The following is a 22,837-nucleotide window of genomic DNA, read 5'->3' on the forward strand; positions in this document are numbered from 1 at the left end:
TCAATTTAAGAATTCCGCTGCCGCGCATCCCGCTTTACCGTTTGTGACACCGGCGTCCCAGCCCGCAACATGGGACGGCGGCCGCGCCCGCGGCCGCTACAACAAGGAGACACATCGATGGCATCATCCCTGCGCCCCGTCCGGGGCCGCCGTGCATGGCTCGTGCAAGGCCTGGCCGGCATGCTGGCCGCCGGCTCGCTGGCCGTGCCGTTCACCGCCGGCGCCGAGACCTGGCCCGCGCGACCGATCCAGCTGCTGATCCCCTACCCGCCCGGCGGCAGCGCCGACCTGCTGGCGCGCCCGGTGGCCGCCAGGCTGCAGGAAAAGCTGGGCCAGCCGGTGGTGCTCGACTACCGGCCCGGCGCCGGCGGCACCATCGCCACGCAGGCGCTGGCGCGCGCCAAGCCGGACGGGTACACGCTGATCATGGTCCTGGCCGCGCATGCCATCAATGCCAGCCTCTATCCCAAGCTGCCGTACGACACCCGCAAGGACTTCGCGCCGGTGTCGCTGGTGGCCAACCTGCCGATGATCCTGGCCGGCAGCTCGTCGCTGCGCGCGAACAACGTGCAGGAGCTGATCGCGGAGGCCAGGGCCAACCCCGGGAAGCTGACCTTTGCTTCGGCCGGCAACGGCAACACCGGGCACCTGGCGGGCGAGTTGTTCGATTCCGTCGCGGGCATCAAGATGACCCATGTCCCGTACAAGGGCAGCGCCCAGGTGGTGACGGCGATGCTGTCGGGCGAGGTCCAGCTGACCTTCGACAGCATCTCCACCACGCTGCCGCACGTGAAGAGCGGCAAGCTGCGCGCGCTGGCGGTGACCGGCAGCCAGCGCGCCGCGGTCGCGCCCGACGTGCCGACGCTGGCCGAAGCCGGCGTGCCGGGCATCGGCATCACCGGCTGGTATGCGGTACTGGCGCCGGCCGGCACGCCGCAGCCGGTGGTCGACCGCCTCAGCACCGAGATCGCCACCGTGCTGCGCCAGCCCGAACTGAAGGCCTCGCTGGCAACCAATGGCTATGAACCGGTCGGCTCCACGCCGGCGGCGCTGCGCACGCATATCGATGCCGAGATCAACCGCTGGAGCAAAGTGGTAAAGGACTCCGGCGCGCAGATACAGTAACCGCTTCCCGGCGGGCGCCGCGATGCCGGCGCCCGCTCCGTTCTTGCGACATGAACTTGCCGACATGACCTTGCCGACATGACCCAGACGACCACCCAGCCCGCACCGCTTGCCCGCCCCTTCACCACCATGTCCGTGCTCGTGCGCGAGCATGCCACCGAACGCCCCACGCAGCGCGCGCTGATGCATGACGGGCGCGTGCTCGACTATGCCGGGCTGGACGCCGCCATGGACCGCATCGCTGCGGCGCTGGCGCGCGACAACGTGCGCCCGGGCGAGGCCATCGCGATCTGCGCGAACTCGTCGATCGAATACGCCGCGGTCTATCTCGGCGCGGTGCGCGCGGGCGTGGTGGTGGCACCGCTGGCGCCATCGTCCACGGCGGAGAGCCTGGCCGGCATGGTCGCGGACTCCGGCGCGCGCATCCTCTTCACCGATGCCGCGGTCGCTGCCGCGTTGCAGCCGGTACGCGCGCAACTGGCGGGCACGCCCCTCGTCACGCTCGATGGCAGCGATGGCGGCCAGCCGTATGCGGACTGGCTCGCCCCCGCCGGCACGCCGGTGCAGGAGCCCGAGATCCGCGCGGAAATGCCGCTGAACATCATCTATTCGTCCGGCACCACCGGCAAGCCCAAGGGCATCGTGCAGTCGCACGGCATGCGCTGGGCGCACGTGTCGCGCGGCGCGGCCACGGGCTACGGCACCGACGCGGTCACGCTGCTGTCGACGCCGCTGTACTCCAACACCACGCTGGCCAGCTTCTTCCCGACCATCGGCCTGGGCGGCACGGCGATCCTGATGGCCAAGTTCGATGCGGGCAAGTACCTGGCGCTGGCGCAGCAGCACCGCGTCACGCACACCATGCTGGTGCCGGTGCAGTACCAGCGCCTGCTGGCGCATCCGGACTTCGACCGCCACGACCTGTCGTCCTTCCGGCAGAAGTTCTGCACCAGCGCGCCGTTCAGCCCGGCGCTGAAGGCCGAGGTGCTGCGCCGCTGGCCCGGCGGGCTGACCGAGCTGTACGGCATGACCGAAGGCGGCGGCAGCTGCCTGCTGCACGCGCACCAGTTCCCCGACAAGCTGCACACGGTGGGCCGCCCTGCGCCGAACGCCGACATCCGCATCATCGACGACGAAGGCCGCGAGCTGCCGCCGGGCAGCACCGGCGAGGTGGTCGGCCGTTCGCCGGCGATGATGAACGGCTACCACAACCAGCCGGAAAAGACCGCCGAGACCGAATGGCACGATGCGCAGGGCAATCGTTTTATCCGCACCGGCGATATCGGCCGCTTCGATGAAGACGGCTTCCTGGTGCTGCTCGACCGCAAGAAGGACATGATCATCTCGGGCGGCTTCAATATCTATCCCAGCGATATCGAGGCGGTGGTGCGCGAGCACCCGGCGGTCGCCGAGGTGTCGGTGGTCGGCGTGCCGTCGGAGCGCTGGGGCGAGACGCCGGTGGGCTTCGTCGCGCTGCGCGCGGGCAGCGGCGCCACGGCGCAGGACGTGCTGGCCTGGGCCAACGAGCGGCTGGGCAAGACCCAGCGGCTGGCCGAACTGCACGTGGTCGACAGCCTGCCGCGCAGTGCCATCGGCAAGGTGCTCAAGCGCGAATTGCGCGACCGGCTGACGCAGGCCTGAGCTCTCGATGCAAAGCATGCTGACGCGGTGCGCGCAGCACAATCGCAGAAAGTTTGCGAAGGTGCTTGCGCAATCGCGGAGGCATACCTATAATCTGCGGCTTCGCTAGGCTCGTAGCTCAGCTGGTTAGAGCACCACCTTGACATGGTGGGGGTCGTTGGTTCGAGTCCAATCGAGCCTACCAACGCACAAAGGAAACGGACGGTACGCAATCGCGCACCGTCCGTTTTTCTTTTTCCGCGCGGCAATGTCAGTCGCTGAGGGTCAGGCGCTGATGCCGAACTCCGCCAGCACCGCTTCGGTGTGCTGCCCCAGCGTGGGCGCATTGCCCTCGGGCCGCACCATGCCTGCCATCCCCGGCAGGTTGGCCCAGGGCACCTCGCCAATCCCCTCTAGCGCCAGGCGGCCGAAGACCCCTGCCTGCCGGCATTGCTCGCCCCCCAGGAAATCGCTGGCGTGGCTGACGCGGCCGAACAGCACGTCATGCTCGGTCAGCTGCGCTTCCCAGTGCGCGAGCGGCTGCGCGGCCACCGCCTGCGCCACGCGCCGGTTCAGTTCCGCCGCGCGCGGCAACCGGCCGGCACTGGTGCGCAGCGCGGCATCGCCGAGCCAGTCGTCAAAGCCCAGCAGGCGTGCCAGCCGCACGAACATCGCGTCGTTGAGCATGCTGATATAGAGCATGCCGTCCGTTGCGGCGAACAATCCCGTCGGCGCATTGGCCGCGGCCATTTCCGCGTCGGGAAACATGGCATCGTCCACCAGCAGGTACGACTGAAGCGCAGCGCTGGTCTCCAGCAGCGACAGCTTCACATGGCGCCCCTTGCCATGGCGCGCGGCCCTGAACAATGCCGCGCAGGCATGCTGGGCGGCATAGAGCCCGGTGCTGAGATCGATCAGGAAGAACGGGATACGGCGCGGCTGGCCCGCGCCGTCGCGGTTCAGGTGCATCAGTCCGCTGACCGCCTGCACGGTGGTATCGACCGCGGGCAGCGCCGCCATCGGGCCGGCATGGCCGTAGCCGGTGATCGACACATAGACCAGCGCCGGGTTGCGCGCCGCCAGCGCCTCGTAGCCCACGCCCATGCGCTCGGCCACGCCGGGGCGGAAGTTCTGGATCACCACGTCGGCACGTGCGGCCAGCCGTGCGATGGCGGCGCGGCCGCTGTCGGTGCGCGCATCCAGCAGCACGCTTTCCTTGCCGGCATTGCACGCGACCGCGATCGCGGTCTGGCCGGCGCGGATGCGGCCCATATTGCGCGACCAGTCGCCGCCCGGCGGTTCCACCTTGATCACGCGCGCGCCCTGCTGGCGCAGCACCAGCCCGCAATACGGCCCGGCGATCCCCTGGCTCAGGTCGAGCACCGTCAGGCCGTCGAGCAGCGCGGCGTCTTGTTCGGATTGCATCTGGTCCTTCCTCCGCGTTTCAGATATCCAGCATGACCTTGCCGATGGCGCGGCGCGACATCGTGGTGTCGACCGCCGCCAGCCAGTCGCGCAGCGGGAAGTGCTGCAGCACCGGCGGCGCCAGCTTGCCGCTCGCCACCGCCTGCATGATCTGTTCGACCACCTGCTGCACGCGCGGCGCGAAGCGCTGGCGCTCGTCGGTCAGTCCCCAGCCGATGTAGTAGCCGTAGTTGAAGCCGATCATCGACAGGTTCTTGACCAGCAGCAGGTTCGCAGGCACTTCCGGGATGCGGCCGCTGGCATAGCCGATCGACAGCAGCCGCGCGCCCGGTGCCGCGCAGCGCAGCGAGGCATCGAACAGGTCGCCGCCGACCGGATCGAACACCACGTCGGCCCCGCCCGCCGGGCACAGCGCCTTGACCGAGGCCGCCAGCGTGGCCGCATCGGCAGGCAGCGCGTGCGCCGCGCCGTTGGCCAGTGCCGCCTCGCGCTTGGCATCGGTGCTGGCGGTGGCAATCACGCGCGCGCCCATCAGCTTGCCCACCTGCACGGCAGCCGTGCCGAGCGCGCCGCTGGCGCCGTGCACCAGCATGGTCTCGCCGGGGTGCAACGCGGCGCGCCACGCCAGCGCGGCCCACACTGTGCCGTAGGTGACCGGCAACGCCGCGGCGTGCGCCAGTTCAAGCCCGTCCGGCACCGGATAGACCGTGTCGGCAGTCGTCACCACTTCTTCGGCAAAGCCGCCCCAGTCCAGCGCCGCCGCCACGCGCTGGCCCACGCGCAGCCGCGTCACGTCCGGCGCCACCTCCAGGATCTCGCCCGCCGCCTCGGTGCCCGGCGTGAACGGCAGCGGCGGCTTGCGCTGGTACTTGCCCGACACGAACAGGCTCAGCGCAAACCCGACGCCCGCATGCCGCACGCGGATGCGCACCTGCCCCCGCCCGAGCGGCCGGCGCGGGATGCGCTGCAGTTCGAGTTCGCTCCAGTGGCACCAGCGCGAGCAGACCAGCCCCAGGTAATCGTCCTCTTGCATCGTCAGTCCTGTCATTCCAGCGTAATGCCGACATCGCGGATGATGCGGCTCCATTTGTCGCGGTCGCTCTTCAGCACCGTGGCAAAGGCTTCCGGCGTGCCGCCGACCGGCACCAGGTTCAGGTCCTGCATTTTCTTTGCGATCTCCGGCATGCGCACGATGCGCGCCACTTCGCGCGACAGCGCCTCGACCCGCGCCTTCGGCACGCCCGCCGGGAACAGCAGGCCCATCCACGCATCCGGCTCGAAGCCCTTGTAGCCCGCCTCGCGGAAGGTCGGCACCCCGGGCAGCAGCGCCGAATGCTCCGCACCCGCCATCGCCACCGGGATCAGCTTGCCGCCCTGCAGCAGCGCCATCGCCGTGCCCACCGGCACAAAGCCGATCTTCACATGCCCGGCGGCCAGGTCCGTGACCAGCGGCACACCGCCCTTGTAGGCCACGTGATCCATCTGCAGCCCGGCCTCGCGCTTGAACAGTTCGCCCAGGATATGGCCAGTGGTGCCGGCACCGTACGAGCCGTACGGGTACTTGTTGGGATTGGCCTTGACCAGCGCCACCAGCTCCGGCAGCGTGCGCGCCGGGAAATCCGGCGACACGGCGAGGATGGTCGACGAGATCGCGACCTCGCTGACCGGCGTGAAATCGGTGATCGGGTCATAGCCGATGCGCGGGTACAGCGACGGGTTCTGCACGTGCGCGGTGAAGGTCAGCAGCGCGGTATAGCCGTCCTTCGCGGCGCGCGCGACGTGCCTGGTGCCGGTGGTGGTGCCCGCGCCCGGCTTGTTGTCGACGATGACCGGCTGGCCCCAGGTCCTGGTCAGCTCCTGGCCAATCAGCCGCGCCACGGCATCGTTCACATTGCCGGCCACGGACGGCACGACGATGGTCAGCGGCCGCGACGGATAGGGATCGGCATCGGGTGCATCGGCCGCGTGCGCAGAGACTGAGAACGTGGCCAGCACGATGGCGGGCATGGCGGCGCGCAGCCGCGAGCGAAGAGTCGGCATGGTCGGTGTCTCCTGTCCTGGCTCCCTTCTGTGATGCCCGCCAGCCGCTGGCGATGCGAGGGATGCCAGCGCAGTCTAGGGCACCAGCGCGGCACGATCGATTCCTGCGCGGCACAGTTCGAGTCCTGCCAGGCATGGCGCAGTGCGTCAATGCCGCGGCGCGGCCCCCTCGCCGCGCTACAATGGCCGGCACTCTCCGCACGCTGCCAGGCCGGCACCTATCCCATGCGATTCGAGGATCTAGAAGCCTTCCTGGTAGTCAGCGAACACGGCAACCTGCATCGCGCGGCCGACACGCTCGGCATGACCCAGTCCGGCCTGTCCAAGACGCTGGCGCGGCTGGAGGCCGAGGCCGGCATGCCGCTGTTCGAGCGCACTCCGCGCGGGCTGGTGCCGACCAGCGTCGGCAAGACGCTGCTGGCCCATGCGCGCAAGATTTCGCTGGCGGCGACCGACCTGCGCAACGAACTGGCCGAGCAACGCCTGGCGCGCGCCGGCACCGTGCGGCTCGGCGCCATCCCGTACCTGGTGCCGTCGCTGCTGTCGCCGCTGCTGGCGCAGTTCTTCGTCAGCCGCCCGCTGGCGGTGTTCTCGATCGAGACACACCTGAGCGCGCGCCTGATGGCGGTGCTGCAGAACGGTGACGCGGACCTGATCCTGGCCGCGCGCCCGGCCAGCGTGCCTGAGGACATCGACTGGCTGCCACTGGGGCCGCTGACCATGCAGATCGTCTGCCGCGCGGCGCATCCGCGCCGCGACAGCTTCCGTACGCTGGCCGACCTGACCGAAGAGCGCTGGGCCGTGCCGGCCAGTTCGCTGTACCTGCGCCAGTGGCTGGAAGAACGATTCACCTCGGTGGGCCTGCCGCCGCCGCGCGTCGCGGTGGAAAGCACGGCCTCGCCGGTCGCGTTCGGCGAGTTGCTGCGGCACTCGGACCTGCTCGGCATCATGCCGCCGCGCATCCTGAAGCAGGCCGAGGGACAGGGATTGCAGGCGATCGCCGGGCCGGGCATGTCGTGGCAGCATGAACTGGCGGTGCTGTGGCGCGCCGGCGGCTACCTGTCGCCGATCTGCCAGGACTTCCGCGACGCGGTGGTCAAGTGGTGCGAGGAAATGGAGATCTGAAGGCGCGGCTCAGGGCACCCACCAGTAGCGGGTGATATGGAAGAACACCGGCGCGGCGAACACCACCGAGTCGAGCCGGTCGAGCATGCCGCCGTGGCCCTGGATCATGTGGCCCCAGTCCTTGATGCCGCGGTCGCGCTTGATCGCCGACATCACCAGCCCGCCCAGGAACCCCATCAGCGCGATCGCCAGCGCGATCAGCCCGGCCTGCCACGGCGTGAACGGCGTGATCCACCACAGCGCCGCGCCCAGTGCGGTGGCGCTGGCCACGCCGCCGACAAACCCTTCCACCGTCTTTGACGGCGACAGCAGCGGCGCGATCTTGCGCTTGCCGCACAGCTTGCCCCACACGTACTGCAGCACGTCGCTGCCCTGCACCACGATCACCAGGAAGGCGATCAGCAGCAGGTTGCGGCCCTCGAAGCCCGGGATCGGCAGCGTCAGCAGCGCCGGCACGTGCGAGATGCAGAACACGCAGATCATCACCGCCCACTGCACCCCGGCGCAGCGCTCCAGGAAGCGCGTGGTCTCGGACGACAGCGCCGCCAGGATCGGCAGGAACAGGAAGGCATAGACCGGGATCAGGATCGAGAACATGCCGTACCAGCCGGTGTAGACCAGCACGTACTGCAGCGGCAGGAACACGAAGAAGGCGGCGGCGATGGCGCGATGGTCGCCGCGGCGCGTGGTGGTGATGGTGACGAACTCGCGCAGCGCGAAGAACGACAGCAGGAAGAACAGCACGATCACCGCGGTGCGGCCCAGCGCGAAGGCCACGCCCATGATGCCGATCATCCACCACCAGGCATTGACGCGCTGCGCGAGGTTGTCGATCACCGCGTGCTGCCCGCCGCCGGCCACGCGCCAGCGCAGCAGCGCGGTCACGGTGGAGGCGAGCAGCAGCACCGCAAACAGGCCGCCGAACAGCAGCCAGGTTTCATGGCTCCAATGCAACGTTGGCGTGGTCGGCATGGTCATCAGTCCAGTTCGGGGGCTAGCGCGAGCAGGCCGTCGCGGCAGCGGGACAGGAAGCTCTCCTTGTCCTCGCCGTCGGCCACCAGCAGCGGCTGGCCGAAAGTCACGGTGCACAGCAGCGGCACCGGCACCACTTCGCCCTTGGGCATCACGCGGTTGAGGTTGTCGATCCAGACCGGCACGAACTCCACCGCCGGGCACGCGCGCGCCAGGTGGTAGATGCCGCTCTTGAACGGCAGCAGCCGTGCATCGGTGGTATTGCGCGTGCCCTCGGGGAACAGGATCAGCGAATCGCCGCCTTCCAGTGCGCCGCGCATCAGTGCCACCGGATCGCTGCCGGGATCACTGTGCGTGCGGTCGATCAGCAGCGCGCGGAATACGTCGCGGCCGATAAAGCGCCGCAGCGGCGAACAGTCCCAATAGTCGGCGCCGGCCACGGGCCGCGTGCCGGCGCGCAGGTCGGGCGGCAGGCAGCCCCAGATCAGCACGAAGTCGCCATGGCTGCTGTGGTTGGCAAAGTACACGCGTTGCACCGCGGCGGGAAAGCAGCCCTGCCAGTTGGCGCGCATGCCGGTCAGCAGGCGGGCGAAAGCGATGATGGCGCGCGCGGTGGCGCGGGCGATCCACATGGTGTTGTTTACCTCAGCAGCAAGATCAGCAGGGACAGGCACAGCTGGACTGCGGCCAGTGCCACGCTGGCGCTCACCAGCCGCATCGCGCCGCGCGCGCGTTCGGGCAGCGAACGGCCAGTGCGGCCGGGTGTGATCCAGCCCAGTCCGGTCAGCGCGCCGTCGAGTCCGGCCAGGTCCGCCTGGCCCTCGCGGTCGGCCGAAGCGGCCAGCGCATCGAACAGGCGCCGGTCGATCGCCACGCGCAGCAGCAGCCAGAGCTGGGCCGGTGCCACCAGCAACGGCAGTGCAGACAGTGCGGGGCCGGCAGACAGCCAGGCGGAAGCCAGCGCGAAGGCCAGTCCGGCCACGCCGATCCATAGCGCACCGGACAGCGCGCCGGTGACGGCGTGCGCGATCCAGGCCTCGGAGGAACCACTGTGTGCGGCGTCAGTGGCCATCGGCAGCCTCCGCGGTCGGATATTGGTCGAGCCACGCCTGCAGCGCCTCGGCGTGCTCGCGCCCCAGCACCACCGCGGGTCGGTGTGCACGTAATGCGGCCAGTGCCGCCGGGGCGCCGCGCAGTCCCTGCCGGCGCGCCATCCATGCAGCCGCCACCAGCGCGCTGCGCGAATAGCCCAGCGCACAGCTCACCAGTATCCGGCGCGCTTGCGCGTGCCACGCGTCGAGTTGCGCCACGGCCTGCTCCAGTTGCTGCGCGGTCGGCACGGTCAGGTCCAGCACCGGCACGCAGCGATAGGCCAGCCCCGGCTCGGTTGCGGCGCGCGGCAGTTCGGCGCTCGGGTCCAGCACGGCGTCAGCGCCCAGTGCGCGCAGTTCGGCATCGGTCGGGAAGCGGCCGACCCAGACGCCGTCTGCGATGCGGCTGGCCTGCGGCGCGCGCCGCGTCCACCAGCGCGAATTCAGGAACGCGCCGAGCAGGTATGGCGCCAGCACCCAGCATGCCGCCTGCGCCATCGTGCCGTCGGCATGCTTCTGGAACCAGGCCGGCGCGGCCAGCGCGTAGATGCGGGCAACGCAGGCCAGCGCCAGCGCCGCCCACAGCAGCAGGAACGCCAGCGTCACGGAGGCTCCCACCGCCAGCACCGCGCACAGCAGTGCCACGACTGCGCCAATCCCATAGCGCCGCGAAAGCTGGCGCGTGCGCGCATCGGGCACTCCCATCGCAACGCCCGGCAGCCGCATCGGGAACAGGTAAACGCACAACCAGCCGGCCAGCGCCCCGGTCGGCACGTCGATCACGTGGTGCTGCCACGTGGTCAGCACCGACACGCCGATCAGCGCGAACCAGCCATGGAGCAGCCAGCGCCAGCCGCCGCGCAGGTGCGCCGCGTACGCGACCCACAGGATCACCAGCAGGCTGATATGCAGCGACGGCGCCTGGTTGAACGGCAGGTCGAAGCCGCCCAGCAGCGCGAACAGCTGCCCCGGCAGCCCCTCCGCCTGCGGCCGCTCGAAGCTGAAGCGCAGCGGGAACGCGATAAAGCACGCCACCGAGACCAGCTGCGCCAGCACCAGCCGCCTGACGTGCACGACCAGCGCAGCGCGCGTGCGCCACAGGAAAAAGGAGATGCCGTACAGCAGATCGATCGACCAATACGGGATGATGGTCCACGGCAGGAACGGGATGCCGCGCTCCCAGCCGAAATAGACTGACGGCACCTGCGCGCGCTGGCTCGCAAGCCAGTTGGCAAAGCCGTAGCTGGAAAAGAAAAACGCGCCGGCCAGCGCCAGCAGCAGGCAGGCCAGCCGCCACGGACGTTCGCCGCGGGATGCCGCGGCAGCCGCCTCAGCCGCGCCAGCGGGCAGCGTGCTCATGCTGCGCGCCTGCGCGCCAGGCTGACGGTGAAGATGCCCCACGGGTCGATACGCTGGGTCACCTTGTCGAAGCCGGCGGCGCGCACCAGTTCGTCCATCTCGGCCTGCGAGCGGCGCCGCATCACCCACGCTGCGCCGCCGCGGTGGCTGGTCAGCGCGCGGGCGATGAATTCAAGCTGCGGATGCCAGGGCTGGCCGGTGTAGACCAGATAGCCGCCCGGCGGCAACGCGCGCGCCAGGCCTTCCAGCGAGCGGCGCACCATCGCGTTTTCCGGGAACAGCTCGTACAGGCCCGATACCACGGCCAGCGTCGGTGCCGGCGTCAGCGCGGCCAGGCCGTCGCCGTCGAAGGCATCGCCCTGTTCGAAGCGGGCGACTCCCTGCAGTCCCTTGGCCGCGACCAGCGCCCTGCCCTGGTCGACGTTGAGCTGGCTGTAGTCGCGCAGCAGGATCGATTCCACCGCGGCCGCACCGCCGTCCAGCGCGCCCAGCGCCTCCAGCACATAGCGACCGTGCCCGGCGGCGATGTCGACCATGCGCACCGGCATGCCGGCCGCATGCAGCCGCCGCACAGCCTGGGCGATCAGCGCTTCGGCGTGGACCTTGCGCTGGCGGATCCCGCGCCAGCCGATGGCGCCGAGGTATTGCTCGTCGGCCAGCCGGCCCAGTGGGCCGCGTCCCGACGGCGTATTGCGGTAAACGTAGTCGAGCGTCGAGCCCGAGTCGAAACCGGTCTCGTGCCCAAGCCGCACGCCGTCCGACAGCATCCCGCCGAGCTTCAGGCTGGCGCGCGCCGCGCGCCAGTACCACGCCGCCAGCCCGCCCGGCGCCGACGCCAGCCGGTCCGACTCCTCCCGGAACGGGCCGATCTGGTCGGCATCGAGCAGCGAGCGCGGCGCCGACGGCGTGTCGAACTCGCGCACGATAAATCGCCGCGCCGCGTCCACCGCCAGCTTGCGGTCGCGCTCGCCCAGCGTGTCGTGGAAGAACCCGTCCAGCACGATGCGTTCCTTGGTGCGCGCGCCCAGCCGCTCGTAGAAGCGGTCCTGCGGCCCGCGGTGCACCACCCAGTCCGCGCCGGAGATCAGCAGCTGCGTCGGCACCGTGATCGCGGCGGCATCGGCGACGATGCGCTCGGCGGTCTCGTACAGGTCGAGCAGGATATTGACCGCGATCGGCCGCGTGATCAGCGGGTCGGTGTCGTAGCTGGCGATGCGTTCGGGATCGTGCGTCAGGAACTTCGCCTTGACGTAGCTGTTGACAAAGAACCTGCCGCGCAGCCGGTGCATCAGCTTCAGCCCCGGCCGCGCGAACGGCACGTACAGCTTGACCTTGAACGCCGGCGAGGCCAGCACCAGCGCGCGGATCGGCGGCGCGTAGTCGTGCACCCAGGTGGCGGCCAGCACTGCACCGACGCTTTGCGCGATGACCGCGGTGCGCTCCAGCGGGATGCCGTGCGCCTCGGCGATATGGTGGGTAAATGTCTGGATGTCGCGCACCGAGTCCGCCAGGCTTGGGCTGTAGCCACGCTCGCCTGGCGAGCGGCCGTGGCCGCGCGCGTCCCAGGCAAAGATGTCGTAGCCCGGCAGGTTCAGCTCGTCGGCCAGGTGGGCGACCCGGCCGGAATGCTCGTGGCCGCGGTGGAACAGCACCACGGCGCCGCGCGCCGGGCCCTCCATCGCCGGCCAGTGGCGGTAGAACAGCGCCTGGCCGTCATGGGTCTGGAAATGCCGCTCCTGCGGCTGGCGGATAGCGGCTCGGTCCATGGGCTCAGCCTGCGGTGCGGGCACGCGCCTCGGCAACGCCGCGGCGCACGCGATTGGTGATGGTGTACAGCGACAGCAAGGACAGCGCGAGCCACAGCCACGAAGCGGCACCGCCGAAACCCAGGCCGAGCCCCGCCCACAGCGCGATGGCCCCGACCGCGAAGGCACGGTCGCTCTTGCCGAGCGGGCCGTCGTAGCGCCGGCTGGCGCCGGCAAGCGGGCCGACCAGGCCGGCGGCCTCGACCATCACCGCCAGCAGCGCAAAGGTGCCGACCTGCGCCAGCCCGAAGTCCGGCAGCGCCGCCAGCGGCAGGATCAGCGCCAGGTCCGAGACGATGTCACCGAGTTCGTTGAGGTAGGCACCGAGCGCGCTCTGCTGGCCGTGCTCGCGCGCGAGCATGCCGTCGATGGCATTGAGCGCCATGCGCAGGAACAGCCAGAGGGGAAACAGCAGGAACAGCGCCGGGCTCTCGCTCACCAGCATGCCGATGGCGGCCAGCACGCCGACCGCGAGAGAGCCGGCGGCCGCGGCGACCGTGACCTGGTTGGCAGTGGCGCCGCGATCGGCCAGGTCCTGCACCACCGGGCGCAGCCATGCCTGGAACCTGGGCTTGAGTTCGTAGAGCGTCATCGCGCCGGCCTCCCGCCGAGCTGATGCCGGAAGCGGCGCCGCTGGCAGGCCGGGAACCCCTTCCGTCTTGTTCTTGTGGCGTTTCTTGTGGCGTTTCGTCGTGACTGCCCGGCCCGCGCTGACGCGACCCGCCAGCGGTGCCTTTGGCGGCACTCTACAGCCAAGTCCGAGACATTACCAGAAGCGGCTTACGCCCTGTAGTGAAGGATTTCGAATGCGCAGGCTGAGTGCCATCCGGCCGCGCTCTAGCCACGATCAAGCCGCGGCCAGCGTGCTGCGCACGGCGTCGGTCACCTGCGCCACCACGCCGTCGCGCCAGTCGTCGGCATCGCCGTAGAAGGCCTGCCACATCGCCCGGCGCACCAGCGCGCGCTGGTTCTCATCCGCCTCGGGGTGCTGGTGCAGCCAGTGGTCGCCGCGCAGCGCGTCCAGCACCTCGCCCACCGGCAGCGTGCCGAACTCCAGCGCGATGCCGGCATAGTCGATCCCCGGCAGCGTCTGCGGCACCGCATGCCAGGCCAGCCCGGTCAGGTTGGCCGAGGTCGACGAGCCATCATAGATCGACGTCACCCGGCTGCCCCAGATCGCGCGCGTGCGCGTCAGCGACTCGGGCGTGTCCGGGCCCATGTGGATCGGCTCGCCGTAGCCCCACGGCCCCAGGCCGGTGTGCACGTCGATCCAGCGCAGCGCCCCGCGCCCGGCGCCGAAGCGCGCCAGGATGCGGCACAGCGTGTAGTTGCTCCAGGTCGCCTTGGTGCCGCCGAAGAACATGCCGTCCGGGTCCTGGTACTGGCCGCCGCTCAGCGCGGCCTGGTACCACGCCATGCCGCGCTCGGCGACGGTCTTCATCAGCTGCGCCTGGTCGGCGTCCGACGGCGGCCATTGCGCCGGCAGCAGCAGCGGCGCGATCTCCGCATAGGGCCCGTTGTGCGGCAGCGGCTGCGAGAAATCCATGAAGTTGCGGTTCAGGTCGACGTTGTCTTCGTTGACCCGGCGCAGGTGCGAGAAACCGTAGGGATTGATGGCATGGACCAGCAGCAGGCTGGTGCCGGCCGCGGCGCAATCGGCCAGCAGCGCGGTGTCGTTCAGCATCGCAATCTGCGCGCCGGAGCCGGCGAAGCCCTCGGCGCCATGGGTGCCGGACGTCACCATCAGGCACTGCCGCGCACCGGGCGCGCCCACCTGCGCCACGTCGATCGCCAGGTCCTCGCCGGCGCTGCCGCGGCGGGTCGGATGCGGGAACTGCGCCAGGTCGGCCCCGGCCGCGCGCGCGGCATCGAGGAATTTCTGGCGGGCTTCGGCGTAGCTGCGCGAAAAAGGGCTCATGGCGTCACCGGCGGATGGCGATGCTGGAGATTAGACGCCTTTTCCGCCGGTTCTGCCAGCCGTGGCTAGAACAGCGAGCCGTTCGGGTCGGCCGGCGCCGAGTGTGCCGGGACTGCCGGGCCGGCCGCTTCCGTCCCCGCGCCCCAGATGCCGGGCGAGGTGAAGGCCTGCGGATGCATCTCGATCCCTGCCGCGGCCAGCTGGCCGGCGGTCAGCACCAGGTGGCGCGCCAGCCAGTCGTGCAGGCCGCGCAGGAAGCGGATGTTGTCGACGCTGTTGGACGCGGCGATCAGGCGCTCCAGCTTGACGTGGGCGGTATAGACGTCGAGCAGGTTGGTGGCGCGCAGCCGCGGCGGCGTGCTGGGCGCACGCTCGATTGCCAGGATCCGGCGCACCTGCGCGGTGGCCACGTCGCCGGTGCGCAGGTATTGCTCGTAGACGGGGTCCAGCGCGGGAAAGCGCACGGTGGGCTGCACGCGAGGCACGGCGGCCACTTTTTCCATGCGCAGCACGAGGTAGCGGATGGCGGCCAGGCGCTCGGACGCCGCGGTTTCCGCCGCGCTGCGCCGTCCGCCCCCTCCGCGCCGGGCGCCGGCGGGGACAGGATCGGGCAAGGCTGTGCGGGGCACCACGTCGCGCTCGGTGTAGTCCGGCACCTGCAGCAGCAACCCGGGATGCGCCACCGCGGCGCGGGCGCAGTCCTCGCCGAACGGGTACTCGTGCCCGGCGGCGTCGCGCAGGATATAGGCCTGCCCGTGCGGGAAACCGTGGTGCCGGCGGCTGTTGCCGCGCGCCTGGCAGCGGGTGTCCACGTCGACGAAGTCCTTGCGTACGGGGATCCAGCCCCCGTCGTGTGCCTGGGTCATGCGAATGCGTAGCGCCGGTTGGCTGGGTTGGCTGCGGACCCGCTATTGTCGCCGATCCGCGCGATCCGCACGATCCGCTGCCGAGCAGGCGCTACTTCAGCATGAACGACATCGCCGACAGGCAGTTGAGCATGCGCACGGCGGCCTGCACGGAATCGGCGTGGAAGCCCAGGGTCACGCCGTCCAGGCGCTCCAGCGTCGGCCACTGGCAAAACAGGTCGGCGTGCGCCGGCGTCAGGGTCTGCAGCCGGGCACTCACCCGCGCGTCGGCCGGCGTGTCGAGCCGCAGGCATTGCGCCCGTGCCGCGGCGCGCACGCCGTCGGCCGCGGCCGCCTGGATCGCCTCGCGCGCCGCCGCCGGCGACAGCGTGGTGCCGCTGCCGAAGCCGCCGGCGCGCTTGGTCTCGGCAAAGCGCACCCACGGCATCAGCGGCCGGGTCTCGTGCACGAAGACATCGTCGCCGCTGGCCATCAGCACCGGCACGCCCAGCTCCCCGGCCATCGCGCCGTAGAGTCCCGCCTCGCCCAGTTCCATGCCGTTGAGCCAGACCCGGGCAAAGGCGCTGCTGTTGATGGTGTGCGCCAGCACGCCGCGGCTCTGCGCGCGGCCGTGGTAGCCGATCATCAGCACGCCGTCGGCGCCGTCCTCGATGCCGGCCATCATGCCGAGGTAGCGCGGCTTGCCGAGCACCAGCCGCGCGCGCGGGTCGAGCTGGTCCGGCAGCAGGTTGCGGAAGCCGCCATGCGAGTCGTTGACCAGCACTTCGGTGGCGCCGCCGGCAAAGGCGCCGGCGACGGCGGCATTGGCCTCGGCGGTCATCCAGGCGCGGGCGCGTTCGTACTCGCCGTTGCCGGGGCGGGTCTGCTCGGCGTGGAAGACGCCGGCGACGCCTTCGATATCGGTGGAAATCAGGATCTTCATCAGGCCGACTGGCGCAGTTCTGGCATGGCCTCCAGCAAGGCGCGGCGGGCATGGCCGTCGCGGCCCTGCACCGTCGCCGCATGCCAGAGCGCATGGACGATGGCCTGCTCGACACTGTCCGCGGCGGCGCGGAACAGCGGGTCGAGCAGCGTTTCGTGGAGCATGGCGACCGATGGCATCGCACGGTCCGCCTGGTGCGGGACGGTATAGGCGGTCGAGAAGGCCAGCGCGATATCACCCGAGCCATGCCCGAACACCGACCCCGTGCGCGCCAGCCCCGCACCCGCGCGCAGCGACAGCCGGCGCAGCTGGCGCGCGTCCAGCGGCGCGTCGGTGGCCACGACCATGATGATCGAGCCCTTTTCAGGCTGTGCCCCAGCGTCGGGCTGCGCCAGCCGCTGCACCAGCTGCGGCCCGAGCAGCTTGCCCGCCAGCGTCAGCGATTCCGGCGTGCCGAAGTTGGCCAGCACCAGCGCGCCGACGCAATAGCCCGACGCGACGCACGACACCATGCGCGAGGCCGTGCCGATGCCGCCCTTGACGCCGAACGACGACATGCCGCGCCCGGCGCCGATCGCACCCTGCGCCACCTCCTGGCCGGCAGCGGCCAGCGCCGCGTCATAGTGGCTGCCGTCCACCACCATGCGCTGGATATCGTTCAGGTAGCCGTCATTGCATTCGAACACCAGCGGATTGATGGTCGGCCATGCGCGCCCGACCTCCGGGTTGGCGGCGACGGCGGCGCGGATCTGCGCCTGCGCCACGGCGCCGACCGAGAAGGTGTTGGTCAACGCGACCGGCGTCTCCAGCACGCCCAGTTCTTCCACCTGCACCAGCCCCACGCTCTTGCCGAAGCCGTTCAGCACGGTAGCCGCAGCGGGCACCTTGTCGCGATACACATCGCCGCCATGCGGGCGGATCACGGTGACGCCCGTTTGCACTGCATCCTGCGCCAGCGTGCAGTGGCCCACGGTCACGCCCGGCACGTCGGCGATGCTGTCGTGCGGTCCCGCCGGCAGATTGCCGATGCGCGGCACGCCCTGCGTCGATGTCTGCATGGCTTTAGCGGCGGTCGATCTTGGGATCCAGCGCGTCGCGCAGGCCGTCGCCAAGCAGGTTGAACGCGAGCACGGTCAGGAAGATCGCCAGGCTCGGGAAGATCGCCACGTGCGGCGCGGTCACCATGTCCGCGCGGGCCTCGTTCAGCATCGCGCCCCACTCCGGCGTGGGCGGCTGCGCGCCCAGCCCCAGGAACGACAGGCTGGCCGCGGTGATGATCGAGGTGCCGATCCGCATCGAGAAATACACCACGATCGACGACACCGTGCCCGGCAGGATATGGCGCATCAGGATGGTCCAGTCCGACGCGCCGATGCTGCGTGCGGCCTCGACGTAAGTCAGCCGCTTCAGCATCAGCGTATTGCCGCGCACCAGCCGCGCGAACGCCGGGATGCTGAAGATCGCCACGGCAAAGATCACGTTGGTCATGCCGTTGCCGAGGATGGCGACGATGCCGATCGCCAGCAGGATGCCCGGGAAGGCGAACAGCACGTCGGAGATCCGCATCACGATGCGGTCCCACCAGCCCTCGTAGTAGCCGGCCAGCAGGCCCAGCACGGTGCCGATCACCGCGCCGATGATCACCGACAGGAAACCCGCGGCCAGCGAGATGCGCGCCCCGGCCAGGATGCGGCTGAAGATATCGCGCCCGAGCGAATCGACGCCCATCCAGTGCGCAGCCGACGGGCCGGCGTTGAGCGCGTCGTAGTCGAAGAAATTCTCCGGGTCGTACGGCACGATATGCGGCGCCAGGACGGCGACCAGCACCAGCAGCAGCACGAACACGCCGGCGCCGAGCGCCAGGTGCTGCTTGCGGAATTTGCGCCAGAACTCGGTCCAGGGCGTGCGCACGGCCTCCGGCACCGGGGCCGTTGCGGGTGCCGCTTCGCTTGCGGCGGGCGTGGAAAGCTCAGTCATGCCGGCCTCACTTGTAGCGGATGGTGGGATTGATCACGGTGTAGAGCATGTCCACCACCAGGTTGATCAGGATGAATTCGAGCGAGAACAGCAGCACCTCGGCCTGGATCACCGGGTAGTCGCGCATCTCGACGGCATCGACCAGCAGGCGGCCGAGGCCGGGCCAGTTGAATACTTTCTCGACCACGATCGAGCCGCCCAGCAGGAAGCCGAACTGCAGGCCCATCATCGTCACCACCGGGATCATCGCGTTGCGCAGGCCATGCTTGGCCACCACCGCCGTCTCGCGCACGCCCTTGGCGCGGGCGGTGCGGATAAAGTCTTCCTGCAGCACCTCGACGAACGAGGCGCGGGTAAAGCGCGCCATCACCGCCGCCACCGCGGCGCCGAGCGTGATCGACGGCAGCACGTAGTGTTTCCAGGTGTCGGCGCCGATCGACGGCAGCCAGCCCAACTGCACGGAAAACACCTCCATCAGCAGCATGCCGAGCGCAAAGGCCGGGAAGGAGATGCCCGAGACCGCCAGCGTCATGCCCAGCCGGTCCGGCCAGCGGTTACGCCATACCGCCGAGCCGATGCCGATCACCATGCCGAACACCACCGCCCACGCCATCGACGCCACCGTCAGCAGCAGCGTGGGCATGAAGCGGTCGCCAATCTCTTCGCTCACCGGGCGCTTGGTGCGCAGCGAATTGCCGAACTCGCCGCGGATCGCATTGGAGAAAAAGTTGACGAACTGCTCGGGCAGCGGCCGGTCCAGGCCCAGGTCCTTGCGCACCAGCTCGACCGTAGCCGAGTCGGCCTCGGGGCCCGCCGCCAGCCGCGCGGGATCGCCCGGCAGCAGGTGGACGAACAGGAACACCAGCACTGCCACGATCAGCAGCGTGGGGATCACGCCCAGCACTCGTTTGAGGAAGTAGTTCAGCATTGCACACCATGAAGAAAGGCCGCAGGCCGCCTGCCTGCGACCCCGCGACGCGGGCAGGCGGCCACCATCGGCTTACTGCTTTACTGCTAGGTTGGGTGGGTTGTGGCAGAGCGCGGCTTCGCGGTGCTGCAAGCGCCTGCCCTCACACCCCTCACTGCTTGATATCAATCTCATCAAAATTAAACGACCCGTCCGGCATCACATACGCCCCGGTCAGCCGCTTGCTGCGCGCGAACAGCACCTTCTCCGTCACCAGGAAGGCCCACGGCGCATCCTTCCAGATGCGTTCCTGGGCGTCCTTGTACAGGCGGGCCTTCTCGCTGCGGTCGGTGGTGCGCAGCGCGCCGGCGATATCCGCATCGACCTGGTCGTTCTTGTAGTAGGCGGTGTTCAGCAGCTTGGGCGGCATCGACTCGGAAGCCAGCAGCGGACGCAGCGCCCAGTCCGATTCACCGGTCGACGACGACCAGCCCACGTAGTAGATGCGCACGCCGGCGTCTTCCGGCTTCTGCACGCTCTCGACCTTTTCGACGCGCTGGCCCGCTTCCAGCGCCTGCACCTGCGCCTTGATGCCGACCTGCTGCAGCTGCTGCTGCACGAACTGGATCACCTTCTGCGCGGTGGTGTGGTTGTACGCCGACCACAGCGTGGTCTCGAAGCCGTTCGGGTAGCCGGCTTCCTTCAGCAGCGCGCGCGCCTTGGCCGGGTCATACGGCCACGGGCCCAGCTTCTCGGCAAAGTCCACGCCCGGGGGCACCACGCCTTCGGCCGGCACGGCATAGCCGGCGAACGCCACCTTGGCGAGTGCGTCCTTGTTGATGGCGTAGTTGATGGCCTGGCGCACCTTCGGGTCGTTGAACGGCTTGACCGTGGTATTCAGGCTCAGGTAGCGCTGGATGATCGACGGCGACGAGATCAGATCGACCTTGGCGCTGCTCTTCAGCACCGCGGCCTGCTCGAACGGGATGCTGAAGGCAAAGTCCGCCTCGCCGGTCTGCATGATGGCGGCGCGGGTGTTGTTGTCGACCACCGGCTTCCAGGTGATGGAATCGATCTTCGGGTAGCCGGTCTTCCAGTAGCCGGCGAACTTCTTGCCCTTCAGGTGATCGGGTTGTTTCCATTCGACGAACTCGAACGGGCCGGTGCCGACCGGATGGAAGGCAATTTCCTTGCCGTACTTCTGCAGCGCGGCCGGCGAGATCATCACCGCCGACGGATGCCCCAGCACGTTGATGAACGGCGAGAACGGCTCCTTCAGCGTGACCTTGACGGTATTGGCATCGACCACGTCGGTCTTGGCGACACGGTTGAACAGCGTATAGCGCTTGAGCTTGTTGGCCGGGTTGGTGACGCGGTCCAGGTTGGCCTTGACGGCGGCGGCATCGAAGGTAGTGCCGTCGTGGAACTTGATGCCCTTCTTCAGCTTGATGGTGTAGACCAGGCCATCCTTGCTGACGTCATAGCTGTCGGCCAGCACGTTGACCAGCTTCATGTCCTTGTCCATGCCGAACAGGCCCTGGTAGAAGGACTTGCTGGCTGCCTGCGACAGCGTGTCGTTGGCGTCGTACGGGTCCAGCGTGGTGAAGGTGGAATACACCGCCATCACCGCATCCTTGGCCGCGAAGGCCGGCGCGGCGGCCAGCATGCCGAGCGTGCCGGCGGCAAAGGCGCCGGCCATCCATCGGGGCGAAACCATACGTGCAGACATCGTCGATTCTCCTTGGTAGCTTCGTTATTTCCAGGACTTCAATAGGCGCCGCCGACGGCATGCCGGGCGACATAGTGGCCAAGCGCGCCGCTGCCGGCGACCTGCACCAGCGGCTGCACCACCGGCTCGTCGCCGACCGCGCGGATCGGGCTGGGAATCTCATCGTTCAGCGGCTCGCGCCGCAGGTGGCGCCGCGCCGGATCGGCGATCGGCACCGCCGACATCAGCTTGCGCGTGTACGGGTGCTGCGGGTTCTCGAAGATCGCGCGGCGCGGGCCGATCTCGACGATCTGGCCCAGGTACATCACCGCCACGCGGTGGCTGACGCGCTCGACCACCGCCATGTCGTGCGAGATAAACAGGAAGGCGATGCCCAGCTCGCGCTGCAGGTCGAGCATCAGGTTGACGATCTGCGCCTGGATCGACACGTCCAGCGCCGACACCGACTCGTCGGCCACCACCACCTTGGGGTTCAGCGCCAGCGCGCGCGCAATGCAGATGCGCTGGCGCTGGCCGCCGGAGAACTCGTGCGGATAGCGCGCCGCGTGCGACGGATCCAGCCCCACCTTGTCGAGCAGCCAGGCCACGCGCTGCTCGGCCTCCTTGCCGCTGGCCGCCTTGTGCACCAGCAGCGGCTCCATGATCGAATAGCCCACCGGCACGCGCGGATCGAGCGACGCGAACGGGTCCTGGAAGATGAACTGGATATTGCGGCGCAGCGTCTGCAGCGCCGGCCCTTCCAGCTTGCTGATGTTCTGGCCGTTGAACTCGATGGTGCCGCTCTGGCTTTCCACCAGGCGCAGCAGCGAACGCCCCGTGGTGGACTTGCCGCAGCCGGACTCGCCCACCAGTGCCAGCGTTTCGCCGGGATAGAGATCGAAGCTGACCTTCTCCACCGCATGCACGCGGCGCGTGACACGGCCGAACAGGCCGCCGGGCACGTCGAAACGCGTGACCAGGTCCTGCACGCGCAGGATCGGCGCGATGCCGGGCTTGACCGTGTCCTGCGGCGCGGCCTGCTCCGCCCTGGCGCTGTCCAGCCGCAGCAGCGGGAACTTGGCCGGGAGGTCGGTGCCGCTCATGGCGCCCAGGCGCGGCACCGCCGACAGCAGTGCGCGCGTATACGGATGCGCCGGCGCGCGGAACACGTCGTCGGAACTGCCCTCTTCCACCTTCTCGCCGCGGTACATCACCAGCACGCGATCGGCCACCTCGGCCACCACGCCCATGTCGTGGGTGATGAAGACCACGCCCATGTGCATCTCGGCCTGCAGGCTGCGCACCAGTTGCAGGATCTCGGCCTGGATGGTCACGTCCAGCGCGGTAGTGGGCTCGTCGGCGATCAGCAGCGCCGGCTTGCATGACAGCGCCATCGCGATCATCACGCGCTGGCGCATGCCGCCGGAGAGCTGGTGCGGATAGCGCTCCAGCACGCGGCGCGCCTCGGGGATGCGCACCAGTTCCAGCATGCGCAGCGCTTCGGCGCGCGCCGCGGCGCGGCTCTTGCCCTGGTGCAGCCGGATCGATTCGGCGATCTGCTCGCCCACCGGGAACACCGGATTGAGCGAGGTCATCGGCTCCTGGAAGATCATCGCCACGTCGGCGCCGCGCGCGCTGCGCAGGGTCGCGTTATCCGCGCGCGCCAGGTCGATCACCTCGCCGCCGCGCCGGCGCAGCAGCATGCTGCCGCTGGCGATCTTGCCGCCGCCATGCTCGACCAGCCGCATCAGCGCCAGCGACGTGACCGACTTGCCCGAGCCCGACTCGCCCACCACCGCCAGCGTCTCGCCGCGGTCGACATGGAACGACAGGTTGCGCACGGCCTCGACGGTACGTTCGGACGTGGCAAAGCGCACGCTCAGGCCGTCGACCGAGACGACGCGCTCGGGCGGCAGGATGATGCCGGAGGCGGAAGCGCGCGATTGCGCAGGGGTAGTGGCCACTAGGTACTCCTTG

20 protein-coding genes and 1 tRNA gene are annotated in these 22,837 nt (G+C 69.5%); 4 read left to right on the plus strand and 17 right to left on the minus strand.

Features of this window, described 5'->3' with window-relative positions; translation table 11 throughout:
* Positions 1-117 precede the first annotated feature (117 nt).
* The 3 genes from E1J61_RS23175 to E1J61_RS23185 all read left to right on the plus strand — a co-directional run bounded on the left by E1J61_RS23175 (position 118) and on the right by E1J61_RS23185 (position 2,950).
* On the plus strand, positions 118-1,125 hold the full coding sequence (locus tag E1J61_RS23175) for a tripartite tricarboxylate transporter substrate binding protein (RefSeq protein ID WP_133096332.1): 1,008 nt from the start codon (positions 118-120) through the stop codon (positions 1,123-1,125).
* A gap of 78 nt (positions 1,126-1,203) precedes the next feature.
* Complete coding sequence (locus E1J61_RS23180; RefSeq protein WP_133096333.1) at positions 1,204-2,766, plus strand: class I adenylate-forming enzyme family protein; 1,563 nt, start codon at positions 1,204-1,206, stop codon at positions 2,764-2,766.
* A gap of 107 nt (positions 2,767-2,873) precedes the next feature.
* Positions 2,874-2,950, plus strand: a tRNA-Val gene (locus tag E1J61_RS23185).
* An 80-nt stretch (positions 2,951-3,030) separates the two neighbouring features.
* Here the strand turns inward: E1J61_RS23185 and E1J61_RS23190 are convergent.
* Genes E1J61_RS23190 through E1J61_RS23200 form a run of 3 tightly spaced genes read right to left on the minus strand, consistent with a single transcriptional unit; the run spans position 3,031 to position 6,210 of the window.
* Complete coding sequence (locus E1J61_RS23190) at positions 3,031-4,170, minus strand: CaiB/BaiF CoA-transferase family protein (RefSeq protein WP_133096334.1); 1,140 nt, start codon at positions 4,168-4,170, stop codon at positions 3,031-3,033.
* Between the two features lie 19 nt (positions 4,171-4,189).
* On the minus strand, positions 4,190-5,203 hold the full coding sequence (locus tag E1J61_RS23195; protein WP_133096335.1) for an NADPH:quinone oxidoreductase family protein: 1,014 nt from the start codon (positions 5,201-5,203) through the stop codon (positions 4,190-4,192).
* An 11-nt stretch (positions 5,204-5,214) separates the two neighbouring features.
* The gene (locus E1J61_RS23200) at positions 5,215-6,210 is read right to left on the minus strand and encodes a tripartite tricarboxylate transporter substrate binding protein (RefSeq protein ID WP_133096336.1); all 996 of its coding nucleotides are present in this window, start codon (positions 6,208-6,210) and stop codon (positions 5,215-5,217) included.
* Between the two features lie 225 nt (positions 6,211-6,435).
* Here E1J61_RS23200 and E1J61_RS23205 point away from each other — a divergent pair, with 225 nt between their 5' ends.
* Complete coding sequence (locus E1J61_RS23205) at positions 6,436-7,335, plus strand: LysR family transcriptional regulator (protein ID WP_133096337.1); 900 nt, start codon at positions 6,436-6,438, stop codon at positions 7,333-7,335.
* Positions 7,336-7,344: 9 nt separating this feature from the next.
* Here E1J61_RS23205 and E1J61_RS23210 read toward each other — a convergent pair whose 3' ends face one another.
* From E1J61_RS23210 to E1J61_RS23275, 14 genes are all read right to left on the minus strand, one after another.
* Positions 7,345-8,307 carry a phosphatidate cytidylyltransferase gene (locus E1J61_RS23210; RefSeq protein ID WP_133096338.1) on the minus strand — a complete coding sequence of 321 codons (963 nt, stop codon included), beginning with the start codon at positions 8,305-8,307 and terminating at the stop codon, positions 7,345-7,347.
* Positions 8,308-8,312: 5 nt separating this feature from the next.
* Entirely contained in the window at positions 8,313-8,939 is a 627-nt protein-coding gene (locus E1J61_RS23215; RefSeq protein WP_133096339.1) for a 1-acyl-sn-glycerol-3-phosphate acyltransferase, read from the minus strand.
* 8 nt (positions 8,940-8,947) lie between these two features.
* On the minus strand, positions 8,948-9,379 hold the full coding sequence (locus tag E1J61_RS23220; RefSeq protein WP_133096340.1) for a hypothetical protein: 432 nt from the start codon (positions 9,377-9,379) through the stop codon (positions 8,948-8,950).
* On the minus strand, positions 9,369-10,757 hold the full coding sequence (locus tag E1J61_RS23225; RefSeq protein ID WP_133096341.1) for a phosphatase PAP2/dual specificity phosphatase family protein: 1,389 nt from the start codon (positions 10,755-10,757) through the stop codon (positions 9,369-9,371). Before E1J61_RS23225 ends, E1J61_RS23220 begins: the two co-directional genes overlap by 11 nt.
* Positions 10,754-12,523: a bifunctional alpha/beta hydrolase/class I SAM-dependent methyltransferase gene (locus tag E1J61_RS23230; protein ID WP_133096342.1), complete on the minus strand. Its 1,770-nt coding sequence runs from the start codon at positions 12,521-12,523 to the stop codon at positions 10,754-10,756. The genes E1J61_RS23225 and E1J61_RS23230 overlap by 4 nt, the downstream gene beginning before the upstream one ends.
* Before the next feature lie 4 nt (positions 12,524-12,527).
* Positions 12,528-13,154 carry a CDP-alcohol phosphatidyltransferase family protein gene (locus E1J61_RS23235; RefSeq protein WP_133096343.1) on the minus strand — a complete coding sequence of 209 codons (627 nt, stop codon included), beginning with the start codon at positions 13,152-13,154 and terminating at the stop codon, positions 12,528-12,530.
* Positions 13,155-13,409: 255 nt separating this feature from the next.
* Positions 13,410-14,480, minus strand: a complete 1,071-nt coding sequence (locus E1J61_RS23240; RefSeq protein ID WP_133096344.1) for a M14 family metallopeptidase — start codon at positions 14,478-14,480, stop codon at positions 13,410-13,412.
* 65 nt (positions 14,481-14,545) lie between these two features.
* The gene (locus E1J61_RS23245) at positions 14,546-15,346 is read right to left on the minus strand and encodes a hypothetical protein (protein ID WP_133096345.1); all 801 of its coding nucleotides are present in this window, start codon (positions 15,344-15,346) and stop codon (positions 14,546-14,548) included.
* Between the two features lie 91 nt (positions 15,347-15,437).
* Positions 15,438-16,268: a M55 family metallopeptidase gene (locus tag E1J61_RS23250; RefSeq protein ID WP_133096346.1), complete on the minus strand. Its 831-nt coding sequence runs from the start codon at positions 16,266-16,268 to the stop codon at positions 15,438-15,440.
* Positions 16,268-17,326, minus strand: a complete 1,059-nt coding sequence (locus tag E1J61_RS23255) for a P1 family peptidase (protein ID WP_133096347.1) — start codon at positions 17,324-17,326, stop codon at positions 16,268-16,270. Before E1J61_RS23255 ends, E1J61_RS23250 begins: the two co-directional genes overlap by 1 nt.
* A gap of 4 nt (positions 17,327-17,330) precedes the next feature.
* Positions 17,331-18,245 carry a glutathione ABC transporter permease GsiD gene (gene gsiD, locus E1J61_RS23260; RefSeq protein ID WP_063237910.1) on the minus strand — a complete coding sequence of 305 codons (915 nt, stop codon included), beginning with the start codon at positions 18,243-18,245 and terminating at the stop codon, positions 17,331-17,333.
* A 7-nt stretch (positions 18,246-18,252) separates the two neighbouring features.
* Entirely contained in the window at positions 18,253-19,173 is a 921-nt protein-coding gene (gene gsiC, locus E1J61_RS23265; protein WP_133096348.1) for a glutathione ABC transporter permease GsiC, read from the minus strand.
* A 151-nt stretch (positions 19,174-19,324) separates the two neighbouring features.
* On the minus strand, positions 19,325-20,881 hold the full coding sequence (gene gsiB, locus E1J61_RS23270; RefSeq protein ID WP_133096349.1) for a glutathione ABC transporter substrate-binding protein GsiB: 1,557 nt from the start codon (positions 20,879-20,881) through the stop codon (positions 19,325-19,327).
* 38 nt (positions 20,882-20,919) lie between these two features.
* Positions 20,920-22,824 (minus strand): dipeptide ABC transporter ATP-binding protein, encoded by a 1,905-nt coding sequence (locus tag E1J61_RS23275; RefSeq protein WP_133096350.1) that lies wholly within the window; start codon positions 22,822-22,824, stop codon positions 20,920-20,922.
* Between the last annotated feature and the right edge of the window lie 13 nt (positions 22,825-22,837).

Origin of the sequence: Cupriavidus sp. L7L (genome assembly GCF_004353535.1) — a bacterium.
Lineage (GTDB): Bacteria > Pseudomonadota > Gammaproteobacteria > Burkholderiales > Burkholderiaceae > Cupriavidus > Cupriavidus oxalaticus_A.

Excerpts from the sequence above, each read along its gene's own strand:
- E1J61_RS23175 (WP_133096332.1), top strand. The coding sequence starts at position 118 with ATGGCATCATCCCTGCGCCCCGTCCGGGGCCGCCGTGCATGGCTCGTG.
- E1J61_RS23180 (WP_133096333.1), top strand. The coding sequence starts at position 1,204 with ATGACCCAGACGACCACCCAGCCCGCACCGCTTGCCCGCCCCTTCACC.
- E1J61_RS23190 (WP_133096334.1), bottom strand. The coding sequence starts at position 4,170 with ATGCAATCCGAACAAGACGCCGCGCTGCTCGACGGCCTGACGGTGCTC.
- E1J61_RS23195 (WP_133096335.1), bottom strand. The coding sequence starts at position 5,203 with ATGCAAGAGGACGATTACCTGGGGCTGGTCTGCTCGCGCTGGTGCCAC.
- E1J61_RS23200 (WP_133096336.1), bottom strand. The coding sequence starts at position 6,210 with ATGCCGACTCTTCGCTCGCGGCTGCGCGCCGCCATGCCCGCCATCGTG.
- E1J61_RS23205 (WP_133096337.1), top strand. The coding sequence starts at position 6,436 with ATGCGATTCGAGGATCTAGAAGCCTTCCTGGTAGTCAGCGAACACGGC.
- E1J61_RS23210 (WP_133096338.1), bottom strand. The coding sequence starts at position 8,307 with ATGCCGACCACGCCAACGTTGCATTGGAGCCATGAAACCTGGCTGCTG.
- E1J61_RS23215 (WP_133096339.1), bottom strand. The coding sequence starts at position 8,939 with ATGTGGATCGCCCGCGCCACCGCGCGCGCCATCATCGCTTTCGCCCGC.
- E1J61_RS23220 (WP_133096340.1), bottom strand. The coding sequence starts at position 9,379 with ATGGCCACTGACGCCGCACACAGTGGTTCCTCCGAGGCCTGGATCGCG.
- E1J61_RS23225 (WP_133096341.1), bottom strand. The coding sequence starts at position 10,757 with ATGAGCACGCTGCCCGCTGGCGCGGCTGAGGCGGCTGCCGCGGCATCC.
- E1J61_RS23230 (WP_133096342.1), bottom strand. The coding sequence starts at position 12,523 with ATGGACCGAGCCGCTATCCGCCAGCCGCAGGAGCGGCATTTCCAGACC.
- E1J61_RS23235 (WP_133096343.1), bottom strand. The coding sequence starts at position 13,154 with ATGACGCTCTACGAACTCAAGCCCAGGTTCCAGGCATGGCTGCGCCCG.
- E1J61_RS23240 (WP_133096344.1), bottom strand. The coding sequence starts at position 14,480 with ATGAGCCCTTTTTCGCGCAGCTACGCCGAAGCCCGCCAGAAATTCCTC.
- E1J61_RS23245 (WP_133096345.1), bottom strand. The coding sequence starts at position 15,346 with ATGACCCAGGCACACGACGGGGGCTGGATCCCCGTACGCAAGGACTTC.
- E1J61_RS23250 (WP_133096346.1), bottom strand. The coding sequence starts at position 16,268 with ATGAAGATCCTGATTTCCACCGATATCGAAGGCGTCGCCGGCGTCTTC.
- E1J61_RS23255 (WP_133096347.1), bottom strand. The coding sequence starts at position 17,326 with ATGCAGACATCGACGCAGGGCGTGCCGCGCATCGGCAATCTGCCGGCG.
- gsiD (WP_063237910.1), bottom strand. The coding sequence starts at position 18,245 with ATGACTGAGCTTTCCACGCCCGCCGCAAGCGAAGCGGCACCCGCAACG.
- gsiC (WP_133096348.1), bottom strand. The coding sequence starts at position 19,173 with ATGCTGAACTACTTCCTCAAACGAGTGCTGGGCGTGATCCCCACGCTG.
- gsiB (WP_133096349.1), bottom strand. The coding sequence starts at position 20,881 with ATGTCTGCACGTATGGTTTCGCCCCGATGGATGGCCGGCGCCTTTGCC.